29 protein-coding genes are annotated in these 13,682 nt (G+C 73.5%); 28 read left to right on the plus strand and 1 reads right to left on the minus strand.

All coding sequences use genetic code 11. The features are described 5' to 3' along the window. Nucleotides 1-151 precede the first annotated feature (151 nt). The 18 genes from ACFRCG_RS41630 to ACFRCG_RS41715 all read left to right on the plus strand — a co-directional run bounded on the left by ACFRCG_RS41630 (nt 152) and on the right by ACFRCG_RS41715 (nt 8,920). Nucleotides 152-352: a hypothetical protein gene (locus tag ACFRCG_RS41630; RefSeq protein WP_380041411.1), complete on the plus strand. Its 201-nt coding sequence runs from the start codon at nt 152-154 to the stop codon at nt 350-352. After that, entirely contained in the window at nt 349-531 is a 183-nt protein-coding gene (locus ACFRCG_RS41635) for a hypothetical protein (protein WP_380041413.1), read from the plus strand. The genes ACFRCG_RS41630 and ACFRCG_RS41635 overlap by 4 nt, the downstream gene beginning before the upstream one ends. After that, nucleotides 528-764 carry a hypothetical protein gene (locus ACFRCG_RS41640; protein WP_380041415.1) on the plus strand — a complete coding sequence of 79 codons (237 nt, stop codon included), beginning with the start codon at nt 528-530 and terminating at the stop codon, nt 762-764. Before ACFRCG_RS41635 ends, ACFRCG_RS41640 begins: the two co-directional genes overlap by 4 nt. Beyond that, nucleotides 761-1,303, plus strand: coding sequence for a hypothetical protein (locus ACFRCG_RS41645; protein WP_380041417.1), 543 nt, complete (start codon nt 761-763; stop codon nt 1,301-1,303). Before ACFRCG_RS41640 ends, ACFRCG_RS41645 begins: the two co-directional genes overlap by 4 nt. After that, the gene (locus ACFRCG_RS41650) at nt 1,300-1,584 is read left to right on the plus strand and encodes a hypothetical protein (protein ID WP_380041419.1); all 285 of its coding nucleotides are present in this window, start codon (nt 1,300-1,302) and stop codon (nt 1,582-1,584) included. The genes ACFRCG_RS41645 and ACFRCG_RS41650 overlap by 4 nt, the downstream gene beginning before the upstream one ends. Then, nucleotides 1,581-1,856 carry a hypothetical protein gene (locus tag ACFRCG_RS41655; protein ID WP_380041420.1) on the plus strand — a complete coding sequence of 92 codons (276 nt, stop codon included), beginning with the start codon at nt 1,581-1,583 and terminating at the stop codon, nt 1,854-1,856. Before ACFRCG_RS41650 ends, ACFRCG_RS41655 begins: the two co-directional genes overlap by 4 nt. Then, nucleotides 1,853-2,152, plus strand: a complete 300-nt coding sequence (locus tag ACFRCG_RS41660) for a WhiB family transcriptional regulator (protein ID WP_380041422.1) — start codon at nt 1,853-1,855, stop codon at nt 2,150-2,152. Before ACFRCG_RS41655 ends, ACFRCG_RS41660 begins: the two co-directional genes overlap by 4 nt. Before the next feature lie 326 nt (nt 2,153-2,478). Next, nucleotides 2,479-2,748, plus strand: coding sequence for a WhiB family transcriptional regulator (locus ACFRCG_RS41665; RefSeq protein WP_380041528.1), 270 nt, complete (start codon nt 2,479-2,481; stop codon nt 2,746-2,748). Nucleotides 2,749-2,827: 79 nt separating this feature from the next. Beyond that, entirely contained in the window at nt 2,828-3,697 is an 870-nt protein-coding gene (locus ACFRCG_RS41670) for a hypothetical protein (RefSeq protein ID WP_380041424.1), read from the plus strand. Next, a complete protein-coding gene (locus ACFRCG_RS41675; RefSeq protein ID WP_380041426.1) occupies nt 3,694-4,329 on the plus strand; it encodes a hypothetical protein in 636 nt (211 codons plus the stop codon). Before ACFRCG_RS41670 ends, ACFRCG_RS41675 begins: the two co-directional genes overlap by 4 nt. Then, the gene (locus ACFRCG_RS41680) at nt 4,326-4,490 is read left to right on the plus strand and encodes a hypothetical protein (protein ID WP_380041428.1); all 165 of its coding nucleotides are present in this window, start codon (nt 4,326-4,328) and stop codon (nt 4,488-4,490) included. The genes ACFRCG_RS41675 and ACFRCG_RS41680 overlap by 4 nt, the downstream gene beginning before the upstream one ends. Further along, nucleotides 4,487-5,347, plus strand: a complete 861-nt coding sequence (locus tag ACFRCG_RS41685; RefSeq protein ID WP_380041430.1) for a hypothetical protein — start codon at nt 4,487-4,489, stop codon at nt 5,345-5,347. The genes ACFRCG_RS41680 and ACFRCG_RS41685 overlap by 4 nt, the downstream gene beginning before the upstream one ends. A gap of 64 nt (nt 5,348-5,411) precedes the next feature. Beyond that, nucleotides 5,412-6,068 (plus strand): hypothetical protein, encoded by a 657-nt coding sequence (locus tag ACFRCG_RS41690; protein WP_380041432.1) that lies wholly within the window; start codon nt 5,412-5,414, stop codon nt 6,066-6,068. Nucleotides 6,069-6,177: 109 nt separating this feature from the next. Then, on the plus strand, nt 6,178-6,531 hold the full coding sequence (locus ACFRCG_RS41695) for a hypothetical protein (RefSeq protein ID WP_380041434.1): 354 nt from the start codon (nt 6,178-6,180) through the stop codon (nt 6,529-6,531). Nucleotides 6,532-6,583: 52 nt separating this feature from the next. Further along, nucleotides 6,584-6,769, plus strand: coding sequence for a hypothetical protein (locus ACFRCG_RS41700; RefSeq protein WP_380041436.1), 186 nt, complete (start codon nt 6,584-6,586; stop codon nt 6,767-6,769). Then, entirely contained in the window at nt 6,766-7,497 is a 732-nt protein-coding gene (locus ACFRCG_RS41705; protein WP_380041438.1) for a hypothetical protein, read from the plus strand. Before ACFRCG_RS41700 ends, ACFRCG_RS41705 begins: the two co-directional genes overlap by 4 nt. 363 nt (nt 7,498-7,860) lie before the next feature. Continuing rightward, complete coding sequence (locus tag ACFRCG_RS41710; RefSeq protein ID WP_380041440.1) at nt 7,861-8,235, plus strand: hypothetical protein; 375 nt, start codon at nt 7,861-7,863, stop codon at nt 8,233-8,235. A 76-nt stretch (nt 8,236-8,311) separates the two neighbouring features. Next, entirely contained in the window at nt 8,312-8,920 is a 609-nt protein-coding gene (locus tag ACFRCG_RS41715; RefSeq protein ID WP_380041442.1) for a hypothetical protein, read from the plus strand. Here the strand turns inward: ACFRCG_RS41715 and ACFRCG_RS41720 are convergent. Continuing rightward, nucleotides 8,917-9,186 (minus strand): RNA polymerase subunit sigma-70, encoded by a 270-nt coding sequence (locus ACFRCG_RS41720; RefSeq protein WP_380041444.1) that lies wholly within the window; start codon nt 9,184-9,186, stop codon nt 8,917-8,919. The two genes, ACFRCG_RS41715 and ACFRCG_RS41720, sit on opposite strands and share 4 nt — an antisense overlap. Nucleotides 9,187-9,262: 76 nt before the next feature. Between ACFRCG_RS41720 and ACFRCG_RS41725 the strand changes: the two genes are divergently transcribed. The 10 genes from ACFRCG_RS41725 (at nt 9,263) to ACFRCG_RS41770 (ending at nt 13,662) form a co-directional block, all read left to right on the plus strand. Further along, entirely contained in the window at nt 9,263-9,979 is a 717-nt protein-coding gene (locus ACFRCG_RS41725) for a hypothetical protein (RefSeq protein ID WP_380041446.1), read from the plus strand. A gap of 80 nt (nt 9,980-10,059) precedes the next feature. Further along, nucleotides 10,060-10,440, plus strand: coding sequence for an ATPase (locus ACFRCG_RS41730; protein WP_380041448.1), 381 nt, complete (start codon nt 10,060-10,062; stop codon nt 10,438-10,440). Between the two features lie 22 nt (nt 10,441-10,462). Next, nucleotides 10,463-10,822 carry a hypothetical protein gene (locus ACFRCG_RS41735; protein WP_380041450.1) on the plus strand — a complete coding sequence of 120 codons (360 nt, stop codon included), beginning with the start codon at nt 10,463-10,465 and terminating at the stop codon, nt 10,820-10,822. 236 nt (nt 10,823-11,058) lie between these two features. After that, nucleotides 11,059-11,892 carry a hypothetical protein gene (locus ACFRCG_RS41740; RefSeq protein WP_380041452.1) on the plus strand — a complete coding sequence of 278 codons (834 nt, stop codon included), beginning with the start codon at nt 11,059-11,061 and terminating at the stop codon, nt 11,890-11,892. Next, nucleotides 11,892-12,053: a hypothetical protein gene (locus tag ACFRCG_RS41745; protein WP_380041454.1), complete on the plus strand. Its 162-nt coding sequence runs from the start codon at nt 11,892-11,894 to the stop codon at nt 12,051-12,053. Before ACFRCG_RS41740 ends, ACFRCG_RS41745 begins: the two co-directional genes overlap by 1 nt. A gap of 9 nt (nt 12,054-12,062) precedes the next feature. Then, nucleotides 12,063-12,365: a hypothetical protein gene (locus ACFRCG_RS41750; protein WP_380041456.1), complete on the plus strand. Its 303-nt coding sequence runs from the start codon at nt 12,063-12,065 to the stop codon at nt 12,363-12,365. After that, nucleotides 12,365-13,060, plus strand: a complete 696-nt coding sequence (locus ACFRCG_RS41755) for a hypothetical protein (RefSeq protein ID WP_380041458.1) — start codon at nt 12,365-12,367, stop codon at nt 13,058-13,060. Before ACFRCG_RS41750 ends, ACFRCG_RS41755 begins: the two co-directional genes overlap by 1 nt. Nucleotides 13,061-13,077: 17 nt before the next feature. Then, the gene (locus ACFRCG_RS41760; RefSeq protein WP_380041460.1) at nt 13,078-13,284 is read left to right on the plus strand and encodes a hypothetical protein; all 207 of its coding nucleotides are present in this window, start codon (nt 13,078-13,080) and stop codon (nt 13,282-13,284) included. A gap of 40 nt (nt 13,285-13,324) precedes the next feature. Beyond that, nucleotides 13,325-13,531, plus strand: a complete 207-nt coding sequence (locus ACFRCG_RS41765) for a hypothetical protein (protein ID WP_380041462.1) — start codon at nt 13,325-13,327, stop codon at nt 13,529-13,531. Beyond that, nucleotides 13,528-13,662, plus strand: coding sequence for a hypothetical protein (locus ACFRCG_RS41770; protein ID WP_380041464.1), 135 nt, complete (start codon nt 13,528-13,530; stop codon nt 13,660-13,662). Before ACFRCG_RS41765 ends, ACFRCG_RS41770 begins: the two co-directional genes overlap by 4 nt. Nucleotides 13,663-13,682: the final 20 nt, after the last annotated feature.

A 13,682-nucleotide genomic window follows, 5' to 3' on the forward strand; every position in this document is an offset into this window, starting at 1 on the left:
AGGAACTGCGGGCGAAGGCCGAAGTCGCCGCCGAGATGGCACCCGCCGCCCCGTTGCCGCAGCCCGTGTTCGACGAGGGCCCGGTCGACGCGGAGGTCGAGCCCGAGGGTGGCTGGCCGAACGAGCCCGACCCGAACTGGCCGGCGTCGTGATGGCCGCGAACCTCATCCACCCGACCCGCCCCCGCACGGTCACTCGTCTCGCCGACGCACTCCCGGCCTGGCCGGACGGCTACTCCGAGGCCCCGTGCGCGGCGGAGATGGGCGCGGTCCACCTGCACCGCGACGGGGCGTGCTGCCACTGCCTGGGCCTGGCCCTCGACGCGGCCCTGCACGCCGGGGACGGCGCGTGATCGTCGGCGTCGCGACCGCGAGGGCCCGGTACACGCCGGGCCCTCGCGCCACCCGCGACCTCCGCCGCGAACTCGCCCACGTCGCCACCGACGACGCGATCGACCGCCACCTGCGCGACCTCGACCTGTACGTCCGGCCCGGGACCTGGGCCGCCCGCCTGATCGGAGAGGCATCGTGACCACCCTGATCGTCCTGGCCGCCATCGCGGCCGGAGCCGTCACCATCGCCGCCACCGCACTCGTGCTGTTCCTGCGCGAGGCCCGCCGCCGGGCCGAGCAGTACGTGCCGACCGACCCGGCCTGGGTCGCCGCCTGGTTGCGCGCCAACAACGCGTTCACGGAGGCCGTGGTCGCCGAGATGGCGATCATCGACCACCGCGCCAGCATCGACGCCTGGACGGGGGAGCTGTGATCCGCCTGATCACCACCGGCCGCCTCGCGGACTTGGAGGAGGTCACCATGGAGCGCGACGCCCACGCGGCCGAGAGCCGGCAGCGCGGATGCGACGCCGCCAAGTGGGCCGGACTGTACGAGCAGACCATCGCCGAGCGTGACCAGGCCCGCGCAATCGCCGTCGACTTCGAGCAGGGGCTCGCCGCGCAGGCCGACGTGGTCACCGGGCTCCGTGCGACCATCGCCGCCCGCCTCGAGTCCACCCAGCGCATGGGCGCCGAGTACGACGTGCGGATCGCCACGCTCACCGCCGACCGCGACCGAGCCCTCGCCCAGGCCGAGACCGCACGTGCCGCCGCCGAAGCCGCGGACATCCCGATCGTCGACGGGCTCGACCCCGACGACTACCGGGCCGCCGTCAAGGCCGTCCTCGCCGACATCGCCGCGCGGAAGAAGGTCGCGGCGGACCTGCGCGCCCTCACCGAGACCGACCCCGAAGCCGCATGCCGCGCCGGTGAGGCGATGGCCGACTGGGCAGCACGACCGGAGGCGCTGTGACCACCCGGACCGTCGGCCAGATCCGGTCCGACATTGCCATCCGCGCCGCGGGCATGTCCCGCGCCGCACTCCAGTACAAGACGCAGACCGCCGACCAGGACACGGCCGAAGCGCTCGAGGTGGTCAAGGCCGCGGCCAGGCGCCGCAAGGCGCGCAAGGGCGGTGGGGCGACGCTCGCCGAGCTGGACATCGCGCGCGCCTACGTCGACGCGGCGATCATCGCGGGCGAGTGGCGGTACGCCGCCGAACAGCGGGACTCGGAGCGGAGGGCGGTCGCGTGATCGCCGGACAGCTCGACCTCCTCGCCGAACCCGGCGTCACCACCGTCCGCTGCACCTGCGGCCGGCCCGCGACCCGCGCCCTCGTCTGGGCCACGAACCTCCTCACCGACGCCTACGCCGGACCCCGCGCCCGCGAGGAATACCGGGCCGAACACGGCCACTACCCCGCCCTCGTCGGCGAAGGCCTGCCCGTCTGCGGCGGCTGCGAGCCGTACTACCGCGGCGGGTGGGAACACACCGCCGCCGTCCACACCACCGAGGTGACGCCGTGAGCCGCCTGCCCGCCGTCCGCTACGACACGTCCACGACCTCCACCGACCCCGGCTACCGCTGGTGGGAACACGCCGCCTGCACGGGCGAGTCGCTGCGGACGTTCTACCCCGACCGCTCCGAAGGGACCGCCGACGCCCTCAAGGTCTGCCGGGCCTGCCCGGTCCGCGGCGACTGCCTCGCCGAGGAGATCCGACTCACCGCGCCCCTGGACCGGCACGGCGTCCGCGGCGGCCTGCCCCAGGACAAGCGCCGCACCTACCAGCTCCGAGCCGACACGAACGGAGCGACGCCGTGAGCGGACGACCCACCCACACGCCCCTGCAGCGCATCCTCGCCGCCATCGACACCACCGGCCCCTGCTGGCTGTGGACCGGCCGCCCCTGCAGGCACGGCGGCGGCACCATCTTCATCGACGGCCGCCGGTGGCGTGCGCACCGCGCCGTGTACGCCTGGCTCGTCGACGCCATCCCGGCGGGCCACGACGTCATCCACACCTGCGGCCGGCAGATGTGCGTCACGCCCGACCACCTGCGCGCCGTGCCCCGCTACACCCGCCTGAACACCAGGCCCGCTGCCGAGACCGCGCGGGCGGCCCTCGCCGACGCCACCGGCTCCGGGCCGATGCCCGACGCGGACGCGGACGTCGACTGGCGCCACCGGGCGGCCTGCCGCGGCAAGGACCCGGAGCTGTTCTTCCCCCTCGGCGACAGCCCCGCCGCACGAGCCCAGGCCAACGAGGCCAAGGACGTCTGCCGGCGGTGCCCCGTGATGGAGCGATGCCTGACGTGGGCCCTGGAGTCCGGCCAGGACGCCGGGGTTTGGGGCGGCACGACCGAGGAGGAGCGGCGCGCACGCAAACGCCGCCGTGCCCGTAGCCGCTCCGCCGCCTGACCGCGGGGTCCGGCGGCGGCACCAACCCGCCGGACCCCGCACCAACCACCGACCGACCCGAGTACGAGACGAGCCGCACATGCCCTGGGTCCGCCTGGACGACCGCTTCCCGTCGCACCGCAAGGTCGCGCTGCTCTCGGACAAGGCGTTCCGCTTGCACGTCTCGGCCCTGTGCTGGTGCTCCGAGAACCTGACCGAAGGCAAGATCCTCGACACGGAGTTGCGCGTAATCGCGCACGTTCGCGGCATGAAAGCGGCGGCAAAAGAGCTGGAAAGTCGCCAACTTTGGGACCGTGTTGATGACGGTTGGGTCATCCACGACTTCCTCGTGTACAACCCGGATCGCGTCAAGGTCCAGAACGGGCGTGAGCGCAACGCTACACGTCAGCAGGCATATCGGGACCGGCGCAAGGCGGAGAAGGAAGCCAAGGCGGCGGCCGAAGCAGCCGCCAAACCCCCGGTGCGTAACGGCGTTACGCCCCCTGTTACGTACGCCGTGAGTAACAGTGCCCCCAAGCCCGTCCCCCCTCTTCCTACGGAAGAGGGGAAGCTAGCTGGCCGCGCGGGCGAGACCGACACCGTCGCCCCGAAGCTTCGATCCCTCGCCAACGCCCTCCACCACGCCGGCCTCGTCGGACTCGGCTGGGACCTCAAGGGCGACGAAGCAATCCGCATCGAAGCGCTCATCACGGCCAAAGGCATTCCCGCGATGGTCCAACGCGCCCGCAGCGCCGCCGGCCGAGCTACCCAACCCGTCGGCCACGTCCGCTACTTCCTCGGCCTCGCCGGATCCGGCGGCCCCTGGATGGACCTTCCGACGATCACCGAAGGCCCCGACGCGCCAACCCTGCGCGCCGTCTCCGCCCCCGGCACCTCGAGGTCCGCCGGCCAGCGAGCCGGCCTCAACCGCCTCCGCGACAAGCTCCAGCAGCAAGGAGACACCGCGTGACCCCCGACGAAGTCATCGACCTCCTCGACAAGATCGCCCTCGTCGATCACCGCGTCGTCCGCGAAGACCCCGAAGAGCAGGAAGCCCAGGTCGCCCTGTGGGCCGGGATCCTCTCCGACGTCCCCGCCGCCTTCGCCGGCCAGGCCATCGGCCAGCACTACTCGGCCAGCCCCTACCCCGTGCTGCCCGCCGACATCGCCGCCCGGTGGAAGACCCGCCGCACCGACATCATGCGCCGCGACGCCGAAACCGAAGCCCCGCCCGTCGACCCCGACCGGCCGGTCGACTACGCCCGCGCCCTGCGGGCCGGACGCGCCGCGGTCGCCACCGGCACCGTCCGGCCGCGGGCCATCGAACCCCCGCGCCGGCTCACCGAAGAGGACGCCTACGCCTGCCTCCGCGAAGGAGACATCCGCGAACTCATGCGCCTCGAACAGGCCAACCGGCAGCGCGAGAACGCGTCGAACGCCGCCGCGCTCCGCCGGCACCCCGAGCTGTACCCGCGCCTCGCCGAACCCCCGATCGGATTCACCCAGCCGAAGCTGTGGTCCGGGTTCATCCCCGACGGCAACCCCGCCCGCCGCGACGCACTCAACGCCATCGTCGCCGAGGCCAGGGCGCTGGACCGGTGATCCCGCCCGCGGCGCTCGCCGTCATCCGCGCAGCCCTCCAGGACGCCGCCCGCCTCGGCCAACTCCAGGACCCCACGGCCACATCCCGCCGGATCCTCCACGACCTCCGCCAGGCCGGCTACCACCTCTTGCCCGACCCCACCGCCCAGGACCCGACATGACCAACCACCAGGTGATCCGCCGCGAACTCCGCCGCCCCGGCGGGCCGACCCTTGAGCACCTCGTTGCCTGGAACAAGGCGCTCATTCGCTGCATCGAGCAGCACGTGCCGGCGCTGCTGGCCCTGGTCGCCGAGCAGGCCGCCACGATCGCCCGCTACGACACCGCGCTGATCAAGGCCACCCGCGACGCCGACCAGGACGACGACGGCGAGCCGACCCGCGAGGCGCTGATCGAGACGATCACGGCAACGGACGAGGAGCGGGACCGGCTGGAGGCCGCGCTCGCCGATGCCGAACACCGCGTCGCCCTCGCGCAGCGCCTCGCCCGGCGGGACGACTACGACCTCGACGTCGACCTGGAGGGCATCGTCGGCGACGGCCTGTGCGGGGCGGCCGACTGGGACGGCGACGACCGGCCGCCGCAGTGGCTGGTCGTCCGGGTCGTCGCGATCGTCCGGCCACACCTGGCGCGGGCAATGGAGCGGGCAGCTGGCTTGGTCGAGACGGTCGACGCGCTCCGTCGAGGCTCAGACCGGCTGGACGCAGAGGCCGAGCGGCTCTTCGTCGAGCGGAACGAAGCGCGGGCCGAGGTCGAGCGGCTGCGGGCCGACCGCGACCGGATGCACCTCGCCCTGGCCCGGGAGCGGCACGAGCGGGCCGAAGCGGCGGAGTGGCCGGACGACGAGCCGACCGCGCAGGAGGTGGTGACGATCACCCCGGACCTGAGCCGCTGGGACGCCACGATGCAGCGCTTCCGGGACGACGCAGCACGCCGCAACGCCACAGGTGCCCCTGAGAGCCCCGCAGACGCATCGACCCCCAGCGAGGGACCGACGCCCGCCCCCGATCGCTCCTAGCCCCCGCCACGGCCCGCCGTGACGCCACGGCGGGCCACCGACCAGACCCACCGACAGGAGCACCATGCGCATCACCATCGGCGGAGAGCCCGGCGACCGCTGGTACCCCCGCGAGTCCCGCTCCGCATCCGGCACCCGCCTCGAACCCGGCGACATCGTCATCTGGGACCGCGAACCCCACCACGTCATCGAGATCAAGGAGCGTCCCGACGACCTGTGGGGCGAGCGCTACGAGACCCGCTGGGCCGAAGAGTCCAAGTGGCGGCACGCCACCACCCGGGAGGCATGGGAAGGCCGGCCCCTCGTGTACGTCCTGCGCCACGTCGACCGGCCCCAAGCCGAGTCGCTGCACCTCATCGGGCCCGCTCGCCACATGTGGGACGTCCTGCCCGAGCACTACTCGGTGTGCCGGATCTGCCGCGAACTCCCGCCCTGCCGACACGAGATCACCGAACGCACCGTCGCGTACCAGGTGAAGCGCACCGCCGAGCTCATGGCCATCCCGCGTGGTCACTGCCTGAGCTGCGGCGAGTACGTCACCCCGCGCATGCAGGCCGCCCGGTTCCCCGGGCCGAACCTATGGCGGCCCGACCTCGGCGAGAACAGCGCCCTGTTCCACGCCCGGTACTCCTGCTCAGGCGACGTCGAGCAGTACCGCAGGCAGTGGGAGGTCCGCAACGCCAAGGCGGACGAACAGCTCGCGCTCGACGACCGGCCCTGAGGCCCGCAGCCCCCGCCCCGTCCACGGAGACACCCGACGCCCGATAGGCCCGCAGACGGGCGCACAGAGGCCCGCACGGGCCACACCGCAGCGACAGGAGACGCAACCGATGACCGATCCCACCGCCGCCGACCAGTGGAACGCCCTCCACCCCGTCGGCACCCCCGTCCACGCCTGGCCCGCCCACCGCGACACCGAGCCCGTGACCACCCGCACCCGCACGGCCGCCTGGACCCTCGGGCACGGCACCGCTGTCGTCTCCGTCGAGGGCTACGCGGGCGGCATCAGCCTCGGCCACATCGAACCGCGCAACGCCCCACCGGCGGGCCACGGCCGCACCGCCGACGGCGTACACCTGCTCGACCTCGTCAGCCAACTCAGCCCCGAGACCCGCGCCCGCATCGCCCAGCGACTCGACGACCGGTTCCACGAGATCACCGGCACACCGCGCGACCCGGCCTGACCCACCCGCCCGGCCGGGGCCACGCGCCCCGGCCCCACCACCGGAGACCACCGTGGACCGCCGCCCCCCGCCAATCCGCGTCTACCGCACCCGAGACCCCGAACACCCACGCCCCGCCGGCCGCTGGTCCTGGGCCTGCCGGCCGTGCATCGCCATCGACTGCGCCCCCACCCAGCCCGCCGCGCTCACGGCCGGCCTCGCCCACCTCGCCACCCACGCCTCGGAGCCGCAGCGATGACCGAGCCCGCCGTCCGCCGCTTCCGCCGCGGCCCCGTCACGGTCGACGCCGTCCAGGTCGCAGGCGACGACACCGGCAACACCGCCCGCGCCATTGCCACATGGTGCGACGGCGCCCCCGCCGGCACCTGGGACCAGCCCCGCATCCACGTCTGGGAACACCCCGACGGGCCCGACGACGCCATGACCGCACGCGTCGGCATGTGGATCACCCGGGAGCCCGACGGGCGGTACCGCGTTCACCGGGACGCCGAGTTCCGCGCCACGCACGAGGAGGTCGACATGACCGAGCCCACCTACGGCTGGAGCGGCGACGCCGCCGCCCGCCCCCACGAACTCGCCGTCAACGTCGGCCTGGAGCACGACGGCGCAGAGGCCGGCCACCTCCGGCTCGACCTCGACCAGGCCCGCATCCTCGGCGTCACCCTCCTCGACCTCGTCGCGCCCGACACCGCCCGGCGCACCGCCGACACGATCACCGACGACGACCTCGACGCCCTGTATGCCTCCCGGGACGCCCTGTACGCCGAACGCGACCAGCTCGCCGCCGCCGCACAGCGCGTGCGGGACCTGCACCAGCCCATCGGGGACGGCCTCGGCTACGTAGACGGCGGCAGCGACTACGGCGACATCGCCCCTGCCTGCTCGACCTGCGGCACACACGACGAGTACGCCGTCCCCTGGCCCTGCGCGACCATCCGCGCACTCGACAACCAGGAGCGAGCGTGAGCGGCCCCGTGATCAACCTCGCCGGCCGCCGGCCCCCGCCGGCGACGAACCCGCCATCTGCCCCTGCGGCTCCTGGTACTGGGTCCTGCGGTCCAACCACGAACGCTGCCCCGAGCACGGCGCACTGACCCTCCGCAGCAACGGCACCGTCTCCGGGTACGCCGGCTGGCCGCACTGCCACGCCTACGGGCTGCGCTGGACGCCCGCCTGACACGGCCGAGGGCCCGCGCTCGACCGTGGGGAGCCGGGAGCACGGGCCCGCACCGGCCTGGGGGGGGGTGGGCCGGACCAGGGACAGTACGCCCGATGCCTGACATAAGCCACACCTAGATCGTTTCGAGATCACGCCGAGACAGGAGCGACATGACCCACCTGTGGGAAGTCGACCACCCGTACTACTGCGCCGACGGCAACTACTGGGCCACCGACGGCGCCAACCACGAGACCTACGACTCCTGGGCCGAGTTCACCGAGGAAACGCTCTGGTTCTCCGGCGACCGCGACCTGAACCTGCTGTTCCGCTGGGACTGGAAGTCCTACCGCAACGACCCCGACCCCGACGACCGCAGCATCCCGGACCAGCTCTGCCTGTACTTCGTCCAACAGCGCAAGGCCAACCAGTACAGCGTCGCCATCCAGGTCACCGACGACGACGAACCCGCCATCCGCGCCTGGCTCGACGAGTGCGCCCGGACGATGCGCGCCCTATGGGAACCGCTCGACCTCGCAGCGGCCTGACGCGGCGGCAGCCCCCGGTCACCCGGGGGCCACGGTCCACCACTCACCCCGGACCGTACCGCCCAGGGAGCCGACCATGCAGCACGACACCACCGCCACCTGCCCCAGCCACCCGACCCGGACCGGCGAGCCGGTCTGGTGCGCGGACTGCCGCAACGACCTCGCCACCACCCTCTGGCGGCTGCCCGCACTCCGCGACCGACTCATCGCCGCGGCCGACGGCCAGGCCACCCACACCGCCCTCACCCGCGGCGGCACCCGCATCGACCCGCCCAGCCCCAGCCCCGAATGGGACCAGGCCGACGAGATGGACACCACCCTCGCCGAGTGGGCCGCAGCGTGGCTCGACCACCTCGGCAGCACCGAGGTCCGCGGACGCACCACCGGCTGGGCCGCCCGCGTCCTCGGCGACACCCGCGGCGGCCGCGACGCCTGGGCCTGGCACGAAGCCGAGGGCCTCGGGCGGGCCGTCCGCATCCTCGCCGGCCGAGCACGGCGGCTCCTCGGCGGCAGCGGCGACGTCGAGCACATCCCGCTCGGCACCCCCTGCGGCGGCTGCGGGCGCGGCCTCGTCCGCGAGGACGGCACCGACCGCGTCACCTGCCGCGGCTGCCCGCGCACCATGACGTGGACCGAGTACCAGGGCTGGCTCGTTTGGCTGATCGAGCAGCGCCGGGCGGCCTAGCTCCGCGGCTTCGGCCGCGAGACGCCCTTGGCGATCTGGTCCACGCGGGAGACCGACAGGCCGACCATGTCGGCGATCCGCTGGAGCGTGTGGCCGGCGGCGCGCAGTTCGAGGACGGCGGTCTGCCGGCTCTGCTGGAGGGCGGGGCCGGCGGCGGTCATGGCGTCCAGGGCGGCGGTGACGGCGCGCGCTCGGGCGGCGGGGTCGGCGGTGGCGGCGGCCTGCTCGGCGGCGGTGCGGATGGCCTGTGCGGGGTCGGTGGTCATGGGGTGATCGTAGGCGGTTCCAAGATCTTTTTCCAGGGGCCTTGACATGTCTTTCCAGGGCCCTATAAAGTCTGTCGTGTCAGCAGGGAACACCGACATCGGGGAGCACACCATGCAGACCACCACCGAGATCACCACCCGCATCGCCGAGCTGAAGCAATCGGTCGGCACCCACGAGTTCGCCCCCGTCTGGATCCCCGCCGCCATCCGCGAACTGGAGACCGCCCTCGGCTGGGCCCGCCACCTCGAGCACATCGATACCGCCAACCCCGGCCAGGACACCGCCGAACGCGCCAACGCCGCCCGCTGGATCGCCGACCACGTCGAGCGCGGCGAGCGCATCGCCCGCGAAGCCGGCGCCCACATCCCCCCGGCGGCCACCACCACCGCCGACAGCGAGACGCCCGCCCACCCCGCCGCCATCTGCTGGGACAGCCCCGCCGGCACCCACCGCATCTCCCTCGCCGACCGCACCCTCGACGGCATCCTGCGGACCATCGACATGGCCCGCCGCCAGGCCGCCAAGGGGAACCTCCGCAACCTCCGCATCCACGCGGCCGACGGCACCCCGATCCCCCTCCACCGGATCCCCCAGCCCACCACCGACCCGGCCCCCTACACCGTTACCTACGCCAACCGCGGCGGCCGGCGCACCGAGACCGTGCCGGCCGACCGCATCCGCCAGGCCAGCCGACTCCTCATGCGGCGCGCCGACCTCGGCCACATCTGGAGCATCGAGGCCCACCGCAACGGTCGGGACGTGACGTTCGACATCCCCGCGTTCCGGGCCTGATGCCGGCGTGGCCTCCGGTCCCGGCTCGCATCCGGGGCGGGAGGCCACGCCGGACCAGCCGGCGTACACAGGGGAGCACCATGATCACCATCACCACGTTCGGCTACCTCCACGCGCCGCCACCGGACGCCGAGGTCGTCATCGACCTCCGGCGCCACTACCGCGACCCGCACGTGGCACCCGAACTGCGCTACCTCACCGCCCACGACCGCGCCGTCCGGGCAGCCGTCCTGGGCACGCCCGGCATCCGCGAACTCGTCGCCGCCACAGCCGACATGGCCGTGGCCTTCACCGCCGGACCGAGCGCCGCCGACCACCGGACCCGGGTCGCCGTCGGATGTGCCGGCGGCCGGCACCGCGCAGCCACCGTAGGGATCATGCTCGACGCCGCGCTCCGCGCCCGCGGACACGACGTCACCCTCATCCACCGCGACCTCGCCCGACCGGTCGTCGAACGCTGACCCCCTCCGGGACACTGGCCCCATGCCGCCCGCGCAGCCCGACCACCGCCCACGCGTCCGCGTCACCCTCCCCGACGACCAGGGCGTCATCGTCGCCCGCCTCATGTGGTGGATCCAGCGCGAGCACGGCGGCTGGGAAGCCGTCGTGGCATGGAACCGGTGGGCAGCCACCCACCCCGCCGACCGCGCCGGACCCGTCGTCACCCAGGCCATGGGCGACGTCATGTCCGCCCCGCGGGCCGCCGTCGAGCCCATCCGCGGCGAGGACTACAGCCGTGTCGAGCGCAAGGTCGAGACACCCAGGTACCGCCGCTCCCAGCCCCGTGACGAGCCGTCACGCCCCGGGCTCGGCGAACGCGTCGACCGCATGCGCCGGACCTGACCCGCAGCGCACCCCGTCACACCCACCAAGATCGCCAACTCCCTTACAAGGCACGCCAGGACGGGTGTCACGTCACGCCCGCGAATCCGACACAACTCATGACAGAACGTGATATAAAGACCGGGCACGACAGCAAAACGGCCCCCACCCGGCGCTACCAACGCCGAACGAGGGCCTGACCGCCGCAGGCAGCAACCTGCGGACGGCTACCAGTCCAGAGATCAGAGGTCTCCTTCGTGGCTTCGCTGAAATGTATCCCCAGGTGGATCACCCGGCGCATCAAGGCCCGGCGTGTCCCGCCCACCTCACCCCCGCGTGACACCGTCACGGCCCCGCCGCCCCTGTGGGTTCGCGCGTTCACCGCCGCCGGCCGACCCGCCGTCGCCGTCACCGTCCTCGTCATGTGCGCCCCCGGCGAGCACCACCTCGCCGTCCTCGCCGGATGGGACACCCGCCTCGCCTGGGGCATGGCCGCCGTCCTCGCCGCCTACGCGGGCATCGCCGCCGTCGTCGCCGGCACCCGCCCCCGCAGCGCCCCCGGGCACCGCTCCGCCGTCGCCGGCGCCGCCCTGTCACTCGGCCTCGCCATGAGCGCCCAGCCCGTGTCACACATGTTCGTCACCGGCCACTGGACCGCTACGCCCGCCGCCCCCGTGTGGCTCGTCTGGGTCGTCTCGTGCATTCCGCCGCTTGTCCTGGGCCACCTCCTCCACCTCGCCGCCACGCCCGTCCAGCGGCAAGTGGAGCGGCGCGTGACAGCCGTGACGGCCGACGCCACCGCCGCCGTCACACCCCCGCCACCGGCTGCCCCGGCGCACCGGCCGACCATCCACGGTCCTGCCGCGATCCCGCTGTCCGTCCCGGTGGTCGTCACGCCCCGCGTCACAGCGGCCGCCCCTCAGAGGGCGCTCACGACGGCCATGATCGCCGAGCGGTTCAAGGTCAAGCCGAACACCGTCCGCCAGTGGGTTGCCCGAGGCACCCTCGTGCCGCTGCCGGAACGGGACGCGAATGGCGGCTACCTATTCGCGCCCGATGCAACCCCCAAGCTCACCGTCGCCACCGGCTGATGCCCGCCGCCCTCACGGGCGCGCTCCTGGCCATGCTCGCCCTCATCGGCCTCCTGGCCGTCTCGCCGAGCCTGCCCCCGCGCACCGTCCACCGCCTCGCCCTCGAACTCGCGTGCATCTGGGCGGCCATCGCAGCCGCCGCCGCGCTCTACACCCACTGAGGACCCGCCATGCACCTCTACCTCGTCACCGCCGACATGCTCGCCGCCGCAGTCCCGCCCCAGCAGCAGCCGCCCGCCGCCCCCGGCACCGCCACGCTCAACGGCACCGTCGCCATCTCCGCCGTCGCCTTCGCCGGCCTCGGCGCCGCCGTCTGGTACATCTGGAAGCACAAGAAGGGCCACGCCAGCCACCTCTTCGTCGCCGCCCTGTTCGGCGTCGCCGCCGGCGGCGGCACCGTGATCGGCAACCTCTTCCGCCAGATCATCGCCGCCGGTATCAACGTCGCCGTCACCCTCTCCGGCTCCCTCTGATGCACCCCGTCGACCGCGCCGCGGCACACGTCCACCGGGCGGTCGACGGCCACCACACCCTGCTCGACCGCATCACCACCTGGGTCGCCGCCGAGACAGCGGGCGCCGTCGAGCGGCGCCGGGCCATCGCCACCCGCGGCGGCATCCTCGCCGGCGGCGCACTCCTCGGCTGGCAGCTCGGCCCCGGTGCCCTCGCCGCCGCCACCCCGGCCTGGGTCGCCGCCGCCTGGTGGCACGGCCCGAAGGCAGCGACCGAAGCGACCGACGACCCCAACCCGGCGGCACCGCCGCTCGACCCGGCGGCCGCCCGCCACCGCGACCTCACCGCCATCCGCCGCGCCATCGGCGACCGGCGCGGCATCCACCTCGCCGAGATCACCACCCGCGTCCAGGCCGCCGGCATCGACTGGGACACGGCCGACGTCCGGGCCTGGATCACCGGCCACGGCGTCCCCGTCCGGGCCAGCGTCCGCATCGGCGGCAAGGCCGGCCGGGTCGCTGCCGGCGTCCACGTCGACGACCTGGAGGCCGCGCTCGACCCCGCTCCCCGACCCGACCCCGACCCCTCTCCGGCCGGTGTAGCCGCAGGTCACAACGCGCTACACCCGCCGCTACAGGCAGAGCTACACCCGACCCGACAGCAGTGCTACACCCTGGACGAAGAGCCCGAGTGGCCTGGATCCGCAGCCACCTGACGCCAGGAGACAACGACATGACCACGTACCCCGCAGGCAGCCACCGCGTCACCGTCTGGTTCAAATGGGCGACCGGTGAAACCGGCGACTACGGCATCGACTTGGCCCACGCCGTGGACGTCACCCGCGAGCAGCTCGTTGACGAGGCGCTCCGGGTGATCACGACCGAACGCGGCCACGAATTTCCGCCTGGGCCCTACACCTGGCAGGCCGGGATTCGCTGACCCACCCCAGCCAGTCGGCCCGATACGAGAGGATCTGTCCATGGACACCACCACCCGGTACTCCTGCCCCCTCGACTGCGGCTGGCACCACGACGCCCCCGCAGTCGCCGACCTGGGCGTCCTCGCCGACGTCGAGCGGTGCGCCGCCGAGCACCTGGCCACGCACACGACAGCCCAATGGGCGGCGGAAGTGGGGCGCCTGAAGCGGAAGCTCGCGCTGGCCGAACAGGAAGGGTGGCGACCGTGATCCGCGCTCCTGTGGCGATCATCCGCGACTGGTGGTCCGACCCCGCCTACCGGGCCAGCGTCACCGTCGCGGGCATCATCAGCGTGCCGCTGGTGGTCCTGGTCGTGGTCGGACAGATCCTCGGCCGGTAAGCCCACCCGCGCGGCGACTT

The sequence above is a fragment of the Embleya sp. NPDC056575 genome (genome assembly GCF_042793325.1).
Lineage (GTDB): Bacteria > Actinomycetota > Actinomycetes > Streptomycetales > Streptomycetaceae > Embleya.